This window comes from Tepidimonas charontis (assembly GCF_007556685.1).
GTDB classification, from domain to species: Bacteria; Pseudomonadota; Gammaproteobacteria; order Burkholderiales; family Burkholderiaceae_C; genus Tepidimonas; species Tepidimonas charontis.
This window is the reverse complement of the sequence record NZ_VJON01000051.1, coordinates 1-16,964: the sequence shown is the minus strand read 5'-3', so window position 1 is coordinate 16,964 and position 16,964 is coordinate 1. Positions and strand designations below refer to the sequence as shown.

Below are 16,964 nucleotides of genomic sequence, written 5' to 3'. Positions count from 1 at the left end.
ACGCTGCTGCCTGGGTGACACCATGAAAAAAGCCCCGGGCACCAGGGGGGCCAGGGGCTGCGCAGCGCCAGGAGCGCTACCTGTGGCGCGCGAGGCCGACCGAGCCGGCGGCCTCAGGCGCTGGTCTTGGTGGCGCGCGGCGCCTTGGTCACGTTGCTGGCGGTGCTGACCACGGCCTTGAGGTTGGCCTCGGCCAGTTCGGTAGCCTGCTTGACGGCTTTTTGCACCGACTCCATGGCCGCAGCCGCGGTGGAGACCGCTTGCTTGACGGCGGCCACGGCCGGCTCGGTGCCTTGCGGGGCGTTCTTCACGGCGCTGTCCAGCGCGGCAATGAACTGCTTGTGCGACTCGGCCGCCTGGGCCTCGGCCACCTTGGTGAATTCGGCGCTGACGCCGGTGGCGATGTCATACAGGTGGCGGTTGTACGAGGCCACCTTTTCGCCCAGCGGCTCGAGCATGGCGTTGTGCAGCGCCACCAGGTCTTGCATGTCCTTGACGGACAGCAGCGCTTGGGTGTGCTCGGCGGTTTCGGCCAGCAGCGTTTTGGCGGTTTGCAGGTTGAGCTCGACGAGTTTTTCGACGCCGGCCAGCGCCTTTTCGCTCAGGTCGAACAGGGTGGTGGCGTTTTTCTTGTGCAGGGAGGCGATTTGGTCGATGGTCATCATGGCAGGACTCCTTGGAGCAGGTGGTGAGGGATGGCGGCATGCCGCGCGCTGCCCCGTTGGGCCGGCCATCCGTTCCGCCAGCGGATGGCTTCTATGCTGCGCTGCAACATGGGTACGAGTATAGGGGCTTGGTGGCGAAATGCAAGGCTTTTTGTTGCATTGCAACAAAAAAGCGACGAACGGCCATCACGGATGTGTCGAGCGCCGATCGCATGTGGCGGCGCGGTCTTCACTGCGACGGCTGCAGCGGCAACTCGACGCAGCGCAGGTCGGGATCCTCCGGGTGGGGACGAATCTGAAAGCCCAGCCGCTGCACCAGCGCCAGCATGGCTTGGTTTTCGCGCAGCACGGTGCCGACGATGCGCCGCGTGCCGTGCGCGCGCAGGTAGTCGATCAGACGCTGCATCAGCAGCCGCCCGAGGCCGCGACCCTTGAGGTCGGAGCGCACCAGGATGCCGTACTCCGCGGTGTCGTTGTCGGGATCGCAGATGCCACGCACCACGCCGATAGTTTCCTGCCCGCCGTCGGGGGTGGGGCGGGTGGCGATGAAGGCCATCTCGCGGTCGTAGTCGATTTGCGTCAGGCGGGCGAGCTCGCTGTGTTCGATGCTGCGGCGGCTGTAGAAGATGCGCAGGCGTATGTCCTCGGGGTCCATTTTTTCCAGGAAGGCCAGGTGCTGGGCCTCGTCTTCGGGGCGGATCGGGCGCACCGTCAACGGCGTGCCGTGCCAGTCCAGCGTTTGCACCAGCTCCTGTGGGTAGGGGCGAATGGCGAAGTGCCGCGCGCCCGCGGGACAGTCGGCGCTCACGCGCACGCGCGCATCCAGCGCGATGGCCCCTTCGGCATCGACGATCAGCGGGTTGATGTCGATTTCGGCGATCTCGGGCACGTCGGCCAGCAGCTGCGACACCGCCAGCAGGGTGCGGTGGATGCTGGGTCGGTGGGCAGGCGGCACGTCACGGTAGCCGCGCAGCAGGCGCGCCACGCGCGTGCGCTCGATGAGCGCTTCGGCCAGCGTGACGTTGAGCGGCGGCAGTGCCAGGGCGCGGTCGGCCAGCACTTCCACTGCGGTGCCGCCTTGACCGAACAGGATCACCGGGCCGAATAAGGGGTCGATGCTGGCGCCGACGATCAATTCGTGCGCGTGGCGGCGGCGCACCATCGGCTGCACGGTCAAGCCTTCGATGCGCGCGTGCGGTCGTCGTTCGGTCACACGCTGCAGCATGGCGCGCGCCGCCTCGCGCACCTCCTGCGCGTCGTGCAGGTCGAGTCGCACCCCGCCGACGTCGGATTTGTGGGTGATGTCCTCAGAGAGGATTTTCAACACCACGGGGTAACCCAGCGCATCGGCGGCGGCGGCTGCCGCATCGGGGTCGGCGGGCACGGTACGAATCGGCGTGACGGGCACGCCGGCGCAGGCCAGCAACGCCTTGGCCTGCGGTTCGGTGAGCCACTGTCGCCCCGCTTGCAGCGCCTCCTGCACGATGCGGCGAATGCCGCCCAGGTCGGGTGTCAGCCCCTCGGGCAGTGCCGGCGGCGTCTCCAGCAGCTCGGCCTGGTGGCGGTGGTACTGGCGCAGGAAGGAAAAGGCGCGCACCGCCTCTTCCGGTGTCGGAAAATCCGGCACGCCAGCGGCGCGAAAACGCGCGCGTGCCGGCTCCACTGCCCCGTGGCCGAGCCAGCAGCCCAGCACGCGCGGCGGGCGTTCGGTGACCAGCGGCAGCAGCGCCTCGGCGATGGTCTCGCTGGGCACGATGGCGGTGGGAGCCTGGATGAACAGGATGGCGCTGTCGCGGTCGGCCGTGCGCAGCACGCGCAGCGCATCCACGTAACGCGTCGCCGGCGCGTCGCCGATGATGTCCACCGGGTTGCTGCGCGACCAGTTTCCGGGCAGCACCGCGTCGAGCTGGGCGATGGCCTCGGGCGACAGCGTGGCCAGTTCCACGCCCATGTGCGCCGCGGCGTCCGCCGCCATGACGCCAGCGCCGCCGCCATTGGTCAGCACCAGCAGCCGCTCGCTGCGGTTGTCGCGAAAGCGCGCCAGCAGCTCCACGGCCAAAAAGAGTTGGTGCAAAGTGTTGACGCGCAGCATGCCGGCGCGCGAGATGGCGGCATCGAACACATCGTCGGCGCCAGCCAGCGCCCCGGTATGCGACGCCGCGGCCCGGCTACCCTGGGCGGAGCGGCCCGATTTGACCAGAATCACCGGCTTGTTGCGGGCGGCGGCGCGTGCCGCCGACATGAATTTGCGTGGGGCGCTGATCGATTCGACATACATCAGGATGGCGCGGGTGCGCGCGTCGCTGCCCAGGTAGTCGAGCAAGTCGCCGAAGTCGACGTCGGCGCCGTCGCCGAGTGAGACGAAGTGCGAAAAACCGATGCCGCGATCGTTGGCCCAGTCCAGCACGGCGGTCACCAGGGCGCCCGACTGCGACAGAAAGGCGATTTGTCCGGGTCGCGCGTCGGCGTGGGCGAAGCTGGCGTTGAGTCCCAGGTGCGGCACCAGCATGCCGATGCAGTTGGGCCCCAGAATGCGCACGGTGTGGCGGCGCGCGGCATCCAGCATGGCTTGCTTTTGCGCCGCGCTGAGCCCGGCGGTGACGACCACCGCCGCTCGCGTGCCGCGCGCCCCCAGGCGCGCGATGAGGCCGGGTACCGTGGCCGCCGGGGTGCAGATAACCGCCAGGTCGGGGGCGACGGGTAGCTCGTCCAGATCGCGCGCCACCGGCACACCCAAATCGGGTTGCCGCGGGTTGACGGCCCACAACTCGCCCTGAAAGCCGCGCGCCAGATTGCGCCAGACGGTGGCGCCCACGCTGTGCGCGCGATCGGAAGCGCCGAACACCGCGACGCAGCGCGGGGCAAAGAGAGATTCCAAGTTACGAATGCTCATGGACGACTTTCTCGTGGCATGGTCCGGGCAGCGTTGGCGGGTTCACACGGTGTCGGCGCGGTTGGCGAGGATGAGGGCGTGGCGGGTGTCGAAGTCGCCGCAGGTTCCGGGGCGGGCGTCGTGTGTGCTGGGCCGCCGGCTGCCGGGCTCGCGGTCTGGGACACCTCCGCTCGCCGCAGCAAACCCGCCTGACCACCGGGCCCCATCCAGGCAATGAGCGACGAGCGCATCGCTTCTTCCACCGACAGATCGATGGGTGTGACCCAGTCGCGCGGCACGAACACGGTGTAGCCACCAATCATGTAGCCCATCGGCAGGTACACCGCCACCCGGTCGCCGCGCAAAAAGCCGGCCGGCAGGTCGGCCACCGTTGGGCGTGTTACCAACCCCACCGCCTCCCACTCGCCGCCGGGCGGACGCAGCACCACCACCTGCTGGGCGGGGCACCTTTGGCGTGCGGGGCGAAGTAATCGGCAAAGCTTTTGAGCGAGTTGTAGATGCTTTTGACCACCGGCAGGTTGGTGAAGGGCAGCTCCACCCACTGCAACAGCCGCGCCGTGGCTTGCGTGGACACCAGAAAGCCCGCCAGTAGCACCAGCGCCGCCGTCAGCAGCAGCCCCAGGCCCGGCACGTAGAACTCACCAATGAGCGGGCGCAGCAGCGTCAAGGTCACCCGTTCCGACCACACCGCCAGCGCGTACAGAACATAAAGCGTAATGCCGATCGGCAGCACCGTCAGCAGGCCGCGCAGAAAGTATTGAGACAGGGTTTTCATCTTCACCGCGGACGGTGTCACAGGCTGGTGACACCGTGATGTCAGGAAGGATCCTGGGCCAGCGCCGCGCGGTACAGCGCATCGCGCGGCGCTCCGGTGATGGCGCTGGCCAGACGGGCCGCACTGCTGGCCGGCAACTCTGCCCGCAACAGCGCCAGCACGCGCAGTGCCTCGGGCGACACGGCGGCGGTGTTGGCGTCGGGTGCTGGCGCCGCCGGCGGGTGCACGAGCACCGCAAACTCCCCGCGCCGCCGTTGTGGTTCGGCGTCCAGCCAGGCGGCAAACGCAGCGCAGGGCAGGGTCGCCACCTCTTCGAACTGTTTGGTCAGTTCGCGGCCTACGGTCAGCGGCCGCGTGCCGAAGGTGGCCAGCTCCCTGGCCAAGGTATCGATGCGATGCGGGGCCTCCAGCAGCAGCAAGCCGGTGTTCAGCGCGCTGCAGCGCTGCCAAGCGCGCTGGCGGGCTGCAGCGCGCGGTGGCAAAAAGCCGACGATGGTCACCGGCCCCGCGGTCATACCGGCCACGCTCAGCAGTGCCGTGACGCTGCTGGCGCCCGGAATCGGCACGGTGCGCAGCCCCGCGCGCTGCACCGCGGCGCACAGGCGCGCGCCGGGGTCGCTGATGCCCGGCGTGCCGGCATCACTGACGTAGGCCACGCGCTGGCCAGCGCGCAACCGTGCCAGCACGGCGTCGGTCATGCGGGCCTCATTGTGTTCATGCACGGCCAGCAGCGGCGCGCGCAGGCCGTAGGCCTGTAGCAGGCGCGCGGTGTGGCGCGTGTCCTCACACGCCACCACGTCAGCCAGTTGCAGCACGTGTAGCGCACGCAGCGTGATATCGGCCAAATTGCCAATCGGTGTGGCCACCACATACAGCGCCCCGGCTGGATAATGCTGTCCCTGCGCGACATCCATCAACGGCATGGAGTCGAGGCGGCCAGCGGGGGATGGGTCAGGCAGGTTCACGATGAAGCAGCAGCCAACGAAGAGGGCGACGCAAGGATCGACGCGGACGACGCCACGGGCTGCGCCCAGCACGCGCGTGCGCGGCAGCACGGCCGAGACGCTGGCCCTGCAGTATCTGCAGGCGCACGGCTTGGGCTTGGTGGCGCGCAACGTGCGCAGCCCCGGGCGCGGCGGCGGCGAGGTCGACCTGATTATGACCGAGCCGGATGGCACCTTGGTATTCGTCGAGGTACGCCAGCGCAGCAGCGCGATGCACGGCGGCGCTGCTGCCAGCATCGGCTGGGTCAAGCAGCGGCGCATCGTCTTTGCGGCGCGCCACTTCCTGGCACGCCTGCGCAAGACGCCGCCGTGCCGCTTCGACGCCGTGTTGGTGGATGGGGAACTCGATGGGAGGCAGCCGCCTCGCATCCACTGGATCCGGGCGGCCTTCGATGCGGCTGCCTGGGACTGAGCCGATAAGATACGAGGCCATGCTTTTGCACCGCATCCAACAGCACTTCGTCGATGGCGCTGACCTGCAATTCCAGTGCGCGCGGGCGGTGGGGCCGGCGTTGGAGGCTGCGGCTGCGGTCTTGTTCGCTGGCCTGACCGGGGGCGGCAAGGTGCTGGTGTGGGGCAGTGGCGTGTCGGCGGCCTTGGCGCAATCGTTTGCCGCCCAGCTCGTCGGGCGCTTCGAGCGCGAGCGCCCTGAACTGGCGGCGCTGGCCCTGGGCACCAACGCCGCCATCGTCACAGGGCCGATGGGGGCGGAAGCGTCCGCCTGGCCAATGGTGCGTCAACTGCGCGCGTTGGGTCTGCCGGGTGATGTGCTGGTGTTGATCGTGGCCGGCGCGCCGGGCGCGGATGTGCTGGCGGCGCTGGCCGCCGCGCACGAGCGCGACCTGAGCGTGGTGGCCTTGACCGGCGCTCGCCCCGGCGAGATGCTGACGGCCCTGCGCGAGAGCGACGTGCTGGTGTCGGTGCCCACCGAGCGGGCCGCGCGTGTGCACGAGGCGCATTTGGTGGCGCTGCATGCCTTATGCGACGCGCTGGACGCCCAATTGCTCGGCGACGAGCAGGAAACGGAGACTGTGGAGCCATGAACCGATCGTTGTTTCGCCTGGCCGATCGAGGCTGGACTGGGATGGCTGCATGTGTGGTGGCCGCCGTACTGTTGCAATCGATGAGCGGGTGCGCCCCGCTGGTGGCCGGTGCCGTGGTCGGTGGCACCGTGTTGGTGGCCACCGACCGGCGTACCACCGCCACCCAGTTGGAGGATCAGACCATCGAGCTCAAAGCGGCCAATCGGCTGCGGGAGCAGTTGGGTGAGCGGGCGCGCATCAATGCCACCAGCTACAACCGGCGTGTGCTGCTGACCGGCGAAGTCGCCTCCGAGGCCGATCGGCAGACGGCGCTGCGGGTGGTGCAAGGGGTCGAAAACGTGCTCGGTGTGATCGACGAACTGGCGGTGATGGGTTCGCCGTCGCTGACCGCGCGCTCGGCCGACGCCTTGGTCACGGCGCGCGTCAAAGCGGCGCTGCTCGATGCCAAAGACCTCTCGGCCAACGCGTTCAAGGTGGTGACCGAGCGGGGTACCGTGTACCTGATGGGCCTGGTGACGCGGCGCGAGGCCGACCGTGCCACCGAAATCGCGCGCGCAATCCCCGGTGTGCAGCGCGTGGTGCGCGTCTTCGAATACATCACCGACGCCGACTTGGCGCGCCTGCAGCCGTCCAAGCCGGCAAGCAGCGAAGCCACCGCGCCGCGCTGACAGGTCATGCCAGCGGCGGCTGGCCCTAGCCCGGGCGCTGCCGACCGGCTGGCTGGGGTGACTCAGCGCCGCAAGCGCCGGATCAGGCTGGACGTGTCCCAGCGCCCGCCGCCCATGGCCTGCACGTCGGCGTAAAACTGGTCGACCAGCGCCGTCACCGGCAGGGTACTGCCGTTGCGGCGGGCTTCCTCCAGCACCAGGCCCAGGTCTTTGCGCATCCAATCGACGGCGAAGCCGAAGTCGAAGCGGTCTTCCACCATCGTTTTGCCGCGGTTGTCCATTTGCCAGCTTTGTGCGGCCCCCTTGCCGATGACGTCCAGCACCAGCGCCATGTCGAGCCCGGCGCGCTGGCCGAAGGCGATCGCCTCCGACAAGCCCTGCAGCAAGCCGGCGATGGCGATCTGATTGACCATTTTCGCCAGTTGCCCGGCGCCACTGTCACCGATGCGGGTGACGGCGCGCGCGAAGGCGGCGATGACCGGCCGGGCCTGTTCGAACGGCTCGGGGTCGCCGCCGCACATCACGGTGAGCATCCCGTTTTGCGCTCCGGCTTGGCCGCCGGATACTGGCGCGTCGATGAAATGCTGGCCGCGTGCGCGTGCGGCCGCGTAGAGCTCGCGCGCCACGGCCGCCGAGGCGGTGGTGTGGTCGATGAAAATGGCGCCGGCGGACATGCCGGCCAAGGCGCCATCGTCGCCGAGCACGACGTTGCGCAGATCGTCATCGTTGCCCACGCAGGCGAAGACGAGTTCTGCACCGTGGGCGGCTTGGCGCGGCGTGGGCGCAGCGGCCACCCCCAGGTGGGCAAAGGCCTGCACGAACGCCTGTGCTTTGGCCGCGGTGCGGTTGTACACCGTGACACGGTGGCCAGCCAGCGCCAGGTGCGCGGCCATGGGGTAGCCCATCACGCCCAGGCCAAGGAAGGCGACGCGGCGCGCCGCAGTGGGTTCATAGTGGGCTTTGGGGTGGACGACGATGGAGGTCATGGGTCTCGGACGGGTGACAGTGCCGGTGGGGGGTTAGACGATTTTCAGGTGTTCGGTGCCGGCGGCCAGGTCGCTGTTGCGCGCGCGCTGGCTCTCCAGCTTGATGCGCAGCTTGATGTCGTTTTGCGAGTCGGCGTTGCGCACCGCGTCTTCGTAGGAAATTTGGTGCGCCTCGAAGGCGTCGAACAAGGCCTGATCGAAGGTTTGCATGCCGACTTCGGTGCTGCGTTTCATCACTTCCTTGATTTCCTGGATTTCGCCTTTCATGATCAGATCGGCGATCAGGGCGCTGTTGAGCAGCACCTCGACGATGGCCACACGCCCCTTGCCGTCCTCGCGTGGCAACAAGCGCTGCGCGATCATGCCGCGCAGGTTGAGCGAAACATCCTTGAGCAGCTGCTGGTGGCGGTCGTGCGGGAAGAAGTTGATGATGCGCTCCATGGCCTGGTTGGCGCTGTTGGCGTGCAGTGTGGCCAAGCACAAGTGGCCGGTTTCGGAGAACGCGATGGCGTGCTCCATGGTTTCGCGGTCGCGGATTTCGCCCATCAGGATCACGTTGGGGGCCTGCCGCAGCGAGTTCTTCAGTGCCACCTCCCAGCTGTCGGTGTCGATGCCGACCTCGCGCTGGGTGACGATACAGTTTTTGTGCGTGTGCACGAACTCGATCGGGTCTTCGATGGTGACGATGTGCTCGTGCGTGTGCTCGTTGCGCCAGTCCACCATCGCCGCCAGCGTGGTGGATTTGCCGGTGTCGGTGCCGCCAACGACGATGCAGATGCCGCGTTTGGACAACGCCAATTGTTTGAGGATTTGCGGCAGCCCCAGCTCGTCGATGGTGGGAATCTTGGCCGGGATGGTGCGCAGCACCAGCCCGACCTTGCCCATCTGGACGAAGGCGTTGACGCGAAAGCGCCCGATGCCGGCCGGCGCGATGGCGAAATTGCACTCCTTGGTGCGTTCGAATTCGGCCGCCTGTTTGTCGTTCATGATGGCGCGCGCCAACGCCTGGGTGTGCTGGCCGGTGAGCGGCTGCGGTGAGACCTTGGTGATGACCCCATCGACCTTGATGGCTGGCGGGAAGTCGGCCGTCAGGAACAGGTCGCTTCCATTGCGCGTCAGCAGCAGCTTTAGTAATTCATGAATGAAATTGATGGCTTGGTCACGTTGCATGGCGGAGCCAATAAAAATTGGATTGTAGAGACCTTTGTATCAAGCGCTGCCAACGACGCTTGAAGGCAAGCAGATGTCGTCACTCATAAAACAAAATTTTCGGGATGCTTGGCGTGAAACCGGGCTTCGGCCGATGTGATGACTCGCCGCTTGACCAGGTCCATCAGAGCTTGGTCGAGCGTCTGCATGCCGTATTGCTGACCGGTTTGGATGGCCGAATACATCTGGGCGATCTTGTTCTCGCGAATGAGGTTGCGGATGGCTGCCGTACCGACCATGATTTCGTGCACCGCCACCCGGCCCTGTCCGTTCGCCGTTTTGACCAGTACTTGCGAGATCACTGCCACCAGCGACTCCGACAGCATGGCGCGGATCATGTCTTTTTCCTCGGCTGGAAAGACGTCGACGATCCGGTCGATGGTCTTGGCGGCGCTGGAGGTGTGCAAAGTGCCGAACACCAGGTGGCCGGTCTCGGCCGCCGTCATCGCCAGCCGGATCGTTTCCAGGTCGCGCATCTCGCCGACCAGGATCACATCGGGGTCTTCGCGCAGCGCCGAGCGCAAGGCCGCTGCAAAGGAGTGTGTCATCGGCCCGACCTCGCGCTGGTTGACCAGGCTTTTTTTCGACACGTGAACGAACTCGATCGGGTCTTCGATGGTGAGGATGTGGCCGGGGTCGTGCTCATTGCGGTGGTCCACCATCGCGGCCAGCGTGGTCGATTTGCCGGAGCCGGTGGGGCCGGTGACCAGCACCAGACCGCGTGGCTTCATGGCCAAGTCGGCAAAGATGCGCGGCGCATTGAGTTCTTGGAGTGTCAGCACCCGAGACGGGATGGCCCGGAATACGGCGGCCGCACCACGGTACTGGTTGAAGGCGTTGACGCGAAACCGCGACAGGCCGGCAACCTCAAAAGAAAAGTCACATTCGAGAAATTCCTCGTAGGCTTTGCGTTGGGCATCCGTCATGACGTCGTACACCATCCGGTGCACTTGTTGATGGTCCAGCGGTTCGACATTGAGCCGACGGACGTCGCCATGAACCCGTATCATCGGCGGCAGTCCTGCCGACAGGTGCAGATCGGATGCCTGGTTTTTGACGGTGAAGGCCAGCAGTTGGGTCACATCCATCTCGACGGTCTCTCTCGTTGCCGACGTGTTACAGCACACACCTCAGCTGCCAGTGAGGTTTTGACGTTTCATTATGACAACGATTTTCAGCAATCTCCAAGCCGTGCAGCAGCGCATCGCGCGCGCCTGTGCGGCCTGTGGGCGTGACCCCGCCACCGTACGACTGTTGGCGGTGTCGAAAACCTTCGGACCGGAGGCGGTCGGGGAAGCGGTGGCCGCCGGCCAGCGTGCCTTTGGCGAAAACTACGTGCAAGAGGGCGTGGCCAAGATCGAGGCCCTGCGCGAAGCCGGGGTGGGCGCCCTGGAGTGGCACTGCATCGGCCCGCTGCAGAGCAACAAGACCCGTCTGGTGGCCGAGTCCTTCGATTGGGTGCAGTCGATCGACCGTCTGCGCATCGCGCAGCGGCTCGATGCCCAGCGGCCCGCGCATCGGCCACCGCTGCAGGTGTGCATTCAGGTGAACGTGGATGGAGGGCCGACCAAAGCCGGTGTTGCGCCCGAAGAAGCGTTGGCGTTGGCGCGCGCCGTGGCGGCGCTGCCCCGGCTGTGTTTGCGCGGTGTCATGGCCATACCCGACCCGGCACCTGACCCACGGGCGATGCGTGCCGTATTCGAACGCGTGGCCGAGGTGTTCGCCAACCTGCGCACCGCACTGGGTGCGCCAGCCACGTTCGACACCTTGTCCATGGGGATGAGCGACGATTTGGAAAGCGCCATCGCGGCTGGCAGTACGATGGTGCGCGTGGGCAGCGCGATCTTCGGTCAGCGCACATACGCGGCAGACATTCCGCCGGCCAACAACGCAGCGTGCCGATGAGCCCCTCGTCCGCCGAGCTGACGATACGGCACCGGCCGCATTGAGCGCCCCTCGCACAGGCAGCGAGCTCGAGGGGCCGTCAGTCCAACGCCATCAAGCTGGCGTTGCCGCCGGCGGCGGCGGTGTTGACGCTGATGCTGCGCTCGACGACGATTGGCAGCAGTGGGGTCGCGTTGCCATCCCAGCGGTAAGCCGGGACCACTGCACCGGGGCGCTCGGCCAGTGCGGCCTGCAACTGCAGCAGTGCGCGGGCATCACCACTGAACAAGGCCACCTCCGCCGCGGGCGCAGACGGGACGCCATCCGTCGGGCAGGGCAGCGCCGTGGCGCCGTGGGTGCGCGCCCAAGCGACCATGGCGTCGCGGGTGGCTGGGTCGGGGCCAACGCACAATACCCGCTGGCGCGGCCGCAGCCGATAGATGTCCTGCTGCCCGGTGGGCCCGCGCAGCGTCACCCCCGTTTGCCAGGCGGTGGGATTGGTGGCGCCGCTGAAGGCCAGCGCCCGGCTGATGGCGTCACCGGGCGCGTTGGCCAGCAACGATCCCAATCTGCAGAACATCCCCATCCGCACGCCCGAGGGGCGGCGCGTTCGCGAGGCCTTCGTGGCGCCCCCGGGCTGGTCCATCGCCAGCGCCGACTATTCGCAGATCGAGCTGCGCATCATGGCCCACCTGAGCGAGGACGCGGCCTTGCTGCGCGCGTTTGCCGAAGGGCAGGATGTGCACCGCGCCACGGCGGCCGAGGTGTTTGGTCTGCCGCCGGAGCTGGTCAGTCCCGAGCAGCGCCGCTATGCCAAGGTGATCAACTTTGGCCTCATTTATGGCATGAGCGCCTACGGCTTGGCCAAGGCGCTGGGCATCGACGCGACGGCGGCCAAGAACTACATCGAGCGCTATTTCGAGCGGTTTGCCGGGGTGCGCCACTACATGGACCGCACGCGGGCCCAGGCCAAGGCGCGCGGCTATGTGGAGACCGTGTTCGGCCGCCGCCTGGTGCTGCCCGAAATCAATTCCCCCAACGGGCCGCGGCGGGCTGCAGCGGAGCGCGCGGCCATCAACGCGCCGATGCAGGGCACGGCCGCCGACCTGATCAAGATGAGCATGGTCGCGGTGCAGCGCGCGTTGGACGAGCAGCAGCGCCGCACGCGCATGGTGCTGCAGGTGCACGACGAACTGGTGTTCGAGGTGCCGCCGGAAGAGATCGACTGGGTGCGCACCGAGGTGCCGCGCCTGATGGCCGGCGTCGCGACCCTGCGCGTGCCGCTGGTGGCCGAGGTGGGCGTCGGCGCCAACTGGGAGCAGGCGCACTGAAGGCGCGCTGCCCACGGGTCAGGGCAGGCTGCCGCCCGGCCCGGTGGCCAACCCGATCAGCCGGGCCTGCTGTGGCCCGTACGCCTCGGCGCTGCGGCAGTCGGCCGCCAGTAGCTTCTGGTACACGGCGGTCGCGGTCGGTGGCGGCAGCATGGCGCGCAGGTAGCACGTCAGCGTCAACTGCTGCGCGCGGCTGAGTTCGGTGGCGCAAGTCTGGCGGCCAAAGTCCGCGTCGGGCGGAATCTGGCTGAACACCACCCGCGCCGGCGTCGGGCCATCGGCCATGTGCCTCTGGGCGCCGGCGGCAAACACCAGCCAGCACGGGGTGCGGCACAGACCACCGGGCGCAATCGCCGTGTCCCAGCCCCGGTTGCGCACCATCGCGCCGATGGTGATGGCTTCGCCCACGGCCCCGTCCACGGCGCCGAGCACGAGCGTGCGGCGTTCGCAGCGCTGCCGGTCCAACGCATCCAGCGCCTGGCGCAACCGGGGCACGGCGCCGGCATGGAGCGCACCCTGCCAGCGCAGCTCGCAGGCCGCACCCGTCTGCGTGGCCGTCACCGACCCTCCGTCGTAGCCGAAGTCGCGGTCCGACGTGGCCGGCGCCGAGGCGGCGCCGGGGCGCGGTGCCGGCGTGCCACAGCCCGCCAACGCGGCGAGCACCGCCAAGCCCGCCCCCCAAACCGACCACCGCCACCACGGGCGAAGGGCGGTACGGGCGGCGAACCGCCCGTCCGTGAGGGGCGGCGGGGCGGACGCGCGGACCGGGCGCGGCCGTTGCAGGGACGTGGCGCCAGCCTACCAGATCCGGACCCGCATCCGCCCCCTCTCAACGCAGGCGGAAGCGCCCCACCTGTTGCGTCAGTTGCTGCGCTTGCTCGCGCAGGGCAGCCGCGGCGGCCGATGCCTCTTCCACCAAGGCGGCGTTTTGCTGCGTCACCCCGTCCATGAGCGCGACGGCCTGGTTGATTTGCCCCAGCCCATCCGCCTGCTCGGCGCTGGAGGTGGCGATCTGGCGCATCAGCTCCGTGACGCGCTTGATGCTGTGGACGATCTCGGCCATCGTCGCGCCGGCGGCATCGACCTGGTCCTTGCCTGTCCCCACCTTGGTCACCGAGTCGCTGATCAAGGCCTTGATTTCGCGCGCGGCCTCGGCGCTGCGACTGGCCAGATTGCGCACCTCGGAGGCCACGACGGCAAAGCCGCGCCCGGCCTCGCCGGCGCGCGCGGCTTCCACCGCGGCGTTGAGCGCCAGGATGTTGGTCTGGAACGCGATGCCGTCGATCACGCCGATGATGTTGGCGATGCGCTGCGACGACTCGTTGATGTCGTTCATGGTCTGCACCACCTGGCGTACGACGTCCCCGCCGCGCTCGGCGATGGCCGACGCCTTTTCGGCCATGTCGTTCGCCTGCTGCGCATTGGCCGCGTTCTGGTGCACGGTGCTGTTGAGCTGCTCTGTGGCCGACGCGGTCTGCTCCAGCGAGCTGGCCTGCTGCTCGGTGCGCTGCGACAGGTCCAGCGTGCCGCTGGCGACCTGGCTGGCGGCACTGGCGATGCTGTCCGCGGCCGACACCACATTGCCGATCAGTTCGCGCAGCCCCTGGCGCGCCTGCTCCAGTTGTTGCAGCACATGGGCGATCTCGTCGCGGCCGTCGGGGACGATGGCGCGCGACAGGTCGCCCGCCGCGATTGCGGTGGCCGTCTCGTCGGCGATGCGAAAGCCCGTGGACATGCGCCGCAGGGTCGCCACCATCAGCACCGTCATGGGCAGCGCACCCAGCAACAGCACCGCCACCACCAGCGCCAGGTTGAAGTGGTAGCGCCGCTCGGCGGCATTCGCTTCCTCGTCGGCACGCCGGTGCTGCAGATCGCGGAGCTTTTGCATCGCGGCTTCGAACGCCGCGCCTTCGGTGCGGCCGGCCACCAGAAAGGCCTGCATGACCTCGGCGCCAAAGTTCTCGGCCCGAACGGCCTCCAGCGCCTGGTCGCGCTTGGCCTGCCAGGCCTTGCGCGCGTCCATCACGGCTTGATAGAGGCGCTGCTCCTCGTCGTCCATCTGCGGCAGCATCGATTCGATGGTTTTCAGCGCCTGGTTGTTCGATTCACGTTGCTGTTTCACCACGTCCAAGTGCATCGACGTGGGATGGTCATGCAGCGCGCGGGTTGGGCTGTCCGGCGCGTGCTGGAAGGCCAGCAGGACGTGCAAGCGGTTGTCGTAGTAGTTGCGCAGCAGCGTGGTCAGTGCTTCGCTGATCGCCATGCGGTGGGCATGCACCTCGCGCAGGCTGGTCTTGGCCGTGTACAGCCCCCACAGCCCGGCACTGACCACGAGGGCGAGCACGACCAGATAGCCGACGATGACGGCAAAGACCCGCTGAGTCAGGCGCAGACGGTTCAGCAAAGCGTTCATGGATGGGTGAGTCAGGGGGAGGCCGAGCCGGGGGGGCGCAAAACCCGCTTTGCACCCGGGTTATCCCCCGTGCGCCGATGCGTGGCGGCCAGACCAGACAATAGCACTGTCAGGATATCGAAGGCCCAGGTGTCGTGTCCCGGCTGATTGGTAACACGTCTGTTGAACAGTTCGGGGTGTGATCGCTGCCATTGTATCATGGCCTGGATGGGGCTGACATGCCCCAAGGCTTTCTGTGGCGGTTGGTGATTGTACAGCCAGACATACCGCAGGATGGTGGCCTCAAGTTCTTCGCCGCAATGGAAGTGATGGGTGCGCAGGATGTCGGCGATGCGCCCGTTGAAGCGTTCAACCATGCCGTTGGTCTGCGGGTGTTTGGGGCGGGTCAGGCGATGCTCAATGCCTAGGGCCTGTTAACACTACGTGCTAACATACTGCGCATGGAACTTACGCCTGCGCAATTCGCGCGTATTGAGGATTGCCTGCCGCGGCAGCGGGGCAATGTGTCGCTGGACAACCTTCAAGTGCTCAACGCGATCCTGTTCGTGGCCGAAAATGGCTGCAAGTGGCGGGCCCTGCCCAAGCGGTTCGGCAACTGGCACACGATCTACACGCGGATGAACCGGTGGGCCAAGGCCGGGGTCCTGGATCGGGTCTTCGAGCGCATGCAGGCCGAACAGCTGGTCCGGGTGCGGCTGGAGGCGGTCAGCCTGGACAGTACGATCGTCAAGGTCCACCCGGACGGCACCGGCGCACGAAAAAAAACGGCCCGCAGGCTATCGGCCGCTCCCGCGGAGGCTGGACCACCAAAATTCATATGGCTGCCGCGGATTCCCGCTGCGCGTTAGCCTTCTCGCTTTCGCCGGGCCAGGCGGGCGATGCCCCAGCCGGTCGCGCCCTGCTGCATGCCCTGCCACCCCTGCCCGCGCGCTGCCATCTGGTCATGGATCGCGCCTACGAGGGCAATGAAACCCGGCAGCTCGCGCTGGATCTGGGCCTGGATCCGGTCGTGCCCCCGCATCCGCTGCGGACCCAGCCATGGGCGTACAACACCGAGATCTACAAGCGCCGCAACGAAATCGAGCGCCTGTTCCGCCGTCTGAAAGGGTTCCGCCGCATCTTCAGCCGCTTCGACAAGCTCGACGTCATGTTCGCGGCCTTCATCCACTTCGCACTGATCGTCGAATCGTTGCGATAGTGTTAACAGGCCCTAGCTCCTCGCAGAGCTGATCGAACTGATGCCTGCCGGTCGGCGTACGCTCTCCCCGTGTGATGAAGCGATCCGTGAATTCCTTGCCGTTGTCGGTCAGGATCGTTCGGATACGGAAGGCAGCGGCCTTGTGCAATTCCTTCAGGAAGCGCCAGGCGTTGGTAGCGCTCTTGCTGGCATAGACACGCACGAACACCCAGCGGGTGGCGCGATCAATGGCCACAAACAGGCAGGTAACGCCGCGTGGTTTCGTCCGCCATCTGCGGCAGGTACTTCACATCGATGTGGACGAAGCCGGGCTCGTAGGCCTTCAACGGCTTGGTCCTGGGGCGATCCACGCTCAATGCCTCGCGCGCCGACACTCCATGGCGTTTGAGCATGCGGTGCAAGGCAGCGCGTGAGATGGTCGGATGGGTGAACTCGCGTACGACTGCCAGCAGGTCATCCAGCGAAAGGCCCAGGCTTTTACGCAAGACGAGCACGATGGACTCCTGGGCCGACGTCAGCGTGGTTTGCAGTCGATGAGGGGTATGGGAGGCGTCATGAACCGATGCACACTTCTTCCAGCGGGCTGGTGGTGCAGACACTCACGCCAAAGCGCTGGGCCAGAACCCTCATGGGCTCCTTGCTGACCTGGATCTCGGCGCGGATCCTGGGTGTCGTGGTGAAGTTGTGTGCGTCAAGTTGTGCAAATTGGTGATCAGGTAATTGGTTGATCCTGTTTGCGCTGTCGTTGTCGCGGAGGGCGTAGCCCGCAGCGATGACGACAGCGCGCGGCCGCTTCAGGCGGCCAGTCTCAACGCCTCCTTTTTCTGCTCCGAAAGGAGCGTCATGTTCAGGTAACGGCTGTCCTCCAGCCAGGTCTCGTGCGTCTCGACGCACA

Annotated in this window: 13 protein-coding genes and 6 pseudogenes; 6 read left to right on the top strand and 13 right to left on the bottom strand. The window is 67.2% G+C overall.

Going from position 1 to position 16,964, the window contains the following annotated elements; all coding sequences use genetic code 11:
• Positions 1-113: 113 nt before the first annotated feature.
• The 4 genes and pseudogenes from phaP to rsmI form a co-directional block, all read right to left on the bottom strand.
• Positions 114-665: a TIGR01841 family phasin gene (gene phaP, locus Tchar_RS12015; RefSeq protein ID WP_144329247.1), complete on the bottom strand. Its 552-nt coding sequence runs from the start codon at positions 663-665 to the stop codon at positions 114-116.
• Between the two features lie 229 nt (positions 666-894).
• Entirely contained in the window at positions 895-3,558 is a 2,664-nt protein-coding gene (locus Tchar_RS12010) for a bifunctional acetate--CoA ligase family protein/GNAT family N-acetyltransferase (protein ID WP_144329246.1), read from the bottom strand.
• Positions 3,555-4,333, bottom strand: a pseudogene (locus tag Tchar_RS12005) (DUF502 domain-containing protein). Before Tchar_RS12005 ends, Tchar_RS12010 begins: the two are co-directional and overlap by 4 nt.
• Positions 4,334-4,374: 41 nt before the next feature.
• Positions 4,375-5,256, bottom strand: coding sequence for a 16S rRNA (cytidine(1402)-2'-O)-methyltransferase (gene rsmI, locus Tchar_RS12000; RefSeq protein ID WP_144329249.1), 882 nt, complete (start codon positions 5,254-5,256; stop codon positions 4,375-4,377).
• A 43-nt stretch (positions 5,257-5,299) separates the two neighbouring features.
• Between rsmI and Tchar_RS11995 the strand changes: the two genes are divergently transcribed.
• The 3 genes from Tchar_RS11995 to Tchar_RS11985 are packed head-to-tail and all read left to right on the top strand — an operon-like array spanning position 5,300 to position 7,048.
• Positions 5,300-5,749: a YraN family protein gene (locus Tchar_RS11995; RefSeq protein ID WP_144329245.1), complete on the top strand. Its 450-nt coding sequence runs from the start codon at positions 5,300-5,302 to the stop codon at positions 5,747-5,749.
• A gap of 19 nt (positions 5,750-5,768) precedes the next feature.
• Complete coding sequence (locus tag Tchar_RS11990; RefSeq protein WP_144329244.1) at positions 5,769-6,380, top strand: SIS domain-containing protein; 612 nt, start codon at positions 5,769-5,771, stop codon at positions 6,378-6,380.
• On the top strand, positions 6,377-7,048 hold the full coding sequence (locus Tchar_RS11985; RefSeq protein WP_236640451.1) for a BON domain-containing protein: 672 nt from the start codon (positions 6,377-6,379) through the stop codon (positions 7,046-7,048). Before Tchar_RS11990 ends, Tchar_RS11985 begins: the two co-directional genes overlap by 4 nt.
• 62 nt (positions 7,049-7,110) lie before the next feature.
• Here Tchar_RS11985 and Tchar_RS11980 read toward each other — a convergent pair whose 3' ends face one another.
• From Tchar_RS11980 to Tchar_RS11970, 3 genes are all read right to left on the bottom strand, one after another.
• Positions 7,111-8,034, bottom strand: a complete 924-nt coding sequence (locus tag Tchar_RS11980; protein ID WP_144329243.1) for an NAD(P)-dependent oxidoreductase — start codon at positions 8,032-8,034, stop codon at positions 7,111-7,113.
• Between the two features lie 33 nt (positions 8,035-8,067).
• A complete protein-coding gene (locus Tchar_RS11975; protein ID WP_144329242.1) occupies positions 8,068-9,204 on the bottom strand; it encodes a PilT/PilU family type 4a pilus ATPase in 1,137 nt (378 codons plus the stop codon).
• 83 nt (positions 9,205-9,287) lie between these two features.
• Positions 9,288-10,370, bottom strand: a complete 1,083-nt coding sequence (locus Tchar_RS11970) for a type IV pilus twitching motility protein PilT (protein WP_456243329.1) — start codon at positions 10,368-10,370, stop codon at positions 9,288-9,290.
• Positions 10,371-10,404: 34 nt separating this feature from the next.
• On the opposite strand from Tchar_RS11970, the gene Tchar_RS11965 reads away from it, so the two are divergent.
• Complete coding sequence (locus Tchar_RS11965; protein ID WP_144329240.1) at positions 10,405-11,148, top strand: YggS family pyridoxal phosphate-dependent enzyme; 744 nt, start codon at positions 10,405-10,407, stop codon at positions 11,146-11,148.
• A 79-nt stretch (positions 11,149-11,227) separates the two neighbouring features.
• On the opposite strand, the gene Tchar_RS11960 is transcribed toward Tchar_RS11965, so the two are convergent.
• The gene (locus Tchar_RS11960; protein ID WP_144329239.1) at positions 11,228-11,686 is read right to left on the bottom strand and encodes a hypothetical protein; all 459 of its coding nucleotides are present in this window, start codon (positions 11,684-11,686) and stop codon (positions 11,228-11,230) included.
• Between Tchar_RS11960 and Tchar_RS11955 the strand changes: the two are divergent.
• Positions 11,667-12,458: pseudogene (locus tag Tchar_RS11955) on the top strand (DNA polymerase); the annotation flags it as partial. The gene Tchar_RS11960 and the pseudogene Tchar_RS11955 overlap by 20 nt on opposite strands.
• Positions 12,459-12,476: 18 nt before the next feature.
• Here the strand turns inward: Tchar_RS11955 and Tchar_RS11950 are convergent.
• The 3 genes and pseudogenes from Tchar_RS11950 to Tchar_RS11940 form a co-directional block, all read right to left on the bottom strand.
• A complete protein-coding gene (locus tag Tchar_RS11950) occupies positions 12,477-13,127 on the bottom strand; it encodes a hypothetical protein (protein ID WP_144329238.1) in 651 nt (216 codons plus the stop codon).
• Between the two features lie 160 nt (positions 13,128-13,287).
• Complete coding sequence (locus Tchar_RS14275) at positions 13,288-14,871, bottom strand: methyl-accepting chemotaxis protein (RefSeq protein ID WP_144329237.1); 1,584 nt, start codon at positions 14,869-14,871, stop codon at positions 13,288-13,290.
• A gap of 131 nt (positions 14,872-15,002) precedes the next feature.
• Positions 15,003-15,284, bottom strand: a pseudogene (locus tag Tchar_RS11940) (integrase core domain-containing protein); the annotation flags it as partial.
• A gap of 27 nt (positions 15,285-15,311) precedes the next feature.
• Between Tchar_RS11940 and Tchar_RS11935 the strand changes: the two are divergent.
• Positions 15,312-16,069: pseudogene (locus Tchar_RS11935) on the top strand (IS5 family transposase).
• A 10-nt stretch (positions 16,070-16,079) separates the two neighbouring features.
• Here the strand turns inward: Tchar_RS11935 and Tchar_RS14365 are convergent.
• Positions 16,080-16,485 (bottom strand): annotated as a pseudogene (locus tag Tchar_RS14365) (DDE-type integrase/transposase/recombinase); the annotation flags it as partial.
• Positions 16,486-16,621: 136 nt separating this feature from the next.
• Positions 16,622-16,964, bottom strand: a pseudogene (locus Tchar_RS14360) (hypothetical protein); the annotation flags it as partial.

Bases quoted from the DNA above. Each gene is read 5' to 3' on its own strand.
- rsmI (WP_144329249.1), bottom strand. From the start codon at position 5,256: ATGCCGTTGATGGATGTCGCGCAGGGACAGCATTATCCAGCCGGGGCG.
- Tchar_RS11995 (WP_144329245.1), top strand. From the start codon at position 5,300: ATGAAGCAGCAGCCAACGAAGAGGGCGACGCAAGGATCGACGCGGACG.
- Tchar_RS11990 (WP_144329244.1), top strand. From the start codon at position 5,769: ATGCTTTTGCACCGCATCCAACAGCACTTCGTCGATGGCGCTGACCTG.
- Tchar_RS11985 (WP_236640451.1), top strand. From the start codon at position 6,377: ATGAACCGATCGTTGTTTCGCCTGGCCGATCGAGGCTGGACTGGGATG.
- Tchar_RS12010 (WP_144329246.1), bottom strand. From the start codon at position 3,558: ATGAGCATTCGTAACTTGGAATCTCTCTTTGCCCCGCGCTGCGTCGCG.
- Tchar_RS11965 (WP_144329240.1), top strand. From the start codon at position 10,405: ATGACAACGATTTTCAGCAATCTCCAAGCCGTGCAGCAGCGCATCGCG.
- Tchar_RS14275 (WP_144329237.1), bottom strand. From the start codon at position 14,871: ATGAACGCTTTGCTGAACCGTCTGCGCCTGACTCAGCGGGTCTTTGCC.
- phaP (WP_144329247.1), bottom strand. From the start codon at position 665: ATGATGACCATCGACCAAATCGCCTCCCTGCACAAGAAAAACGCCACC.
- Tchar_RS11975 (WP_144329242.1), bottom strand. From the start codon at position 9,204: ATGCAACGTGACCAAGCCATCAATTTCATTCATGAATTACTAAAGCTG.
- Tchar_RS11980 (WP_144329243.1), bottom strand. From the start codon at position 8,034: ATGACCTCCATCGTCGTCCACCCCAAAGCCCACTATGAACCCACTGCG.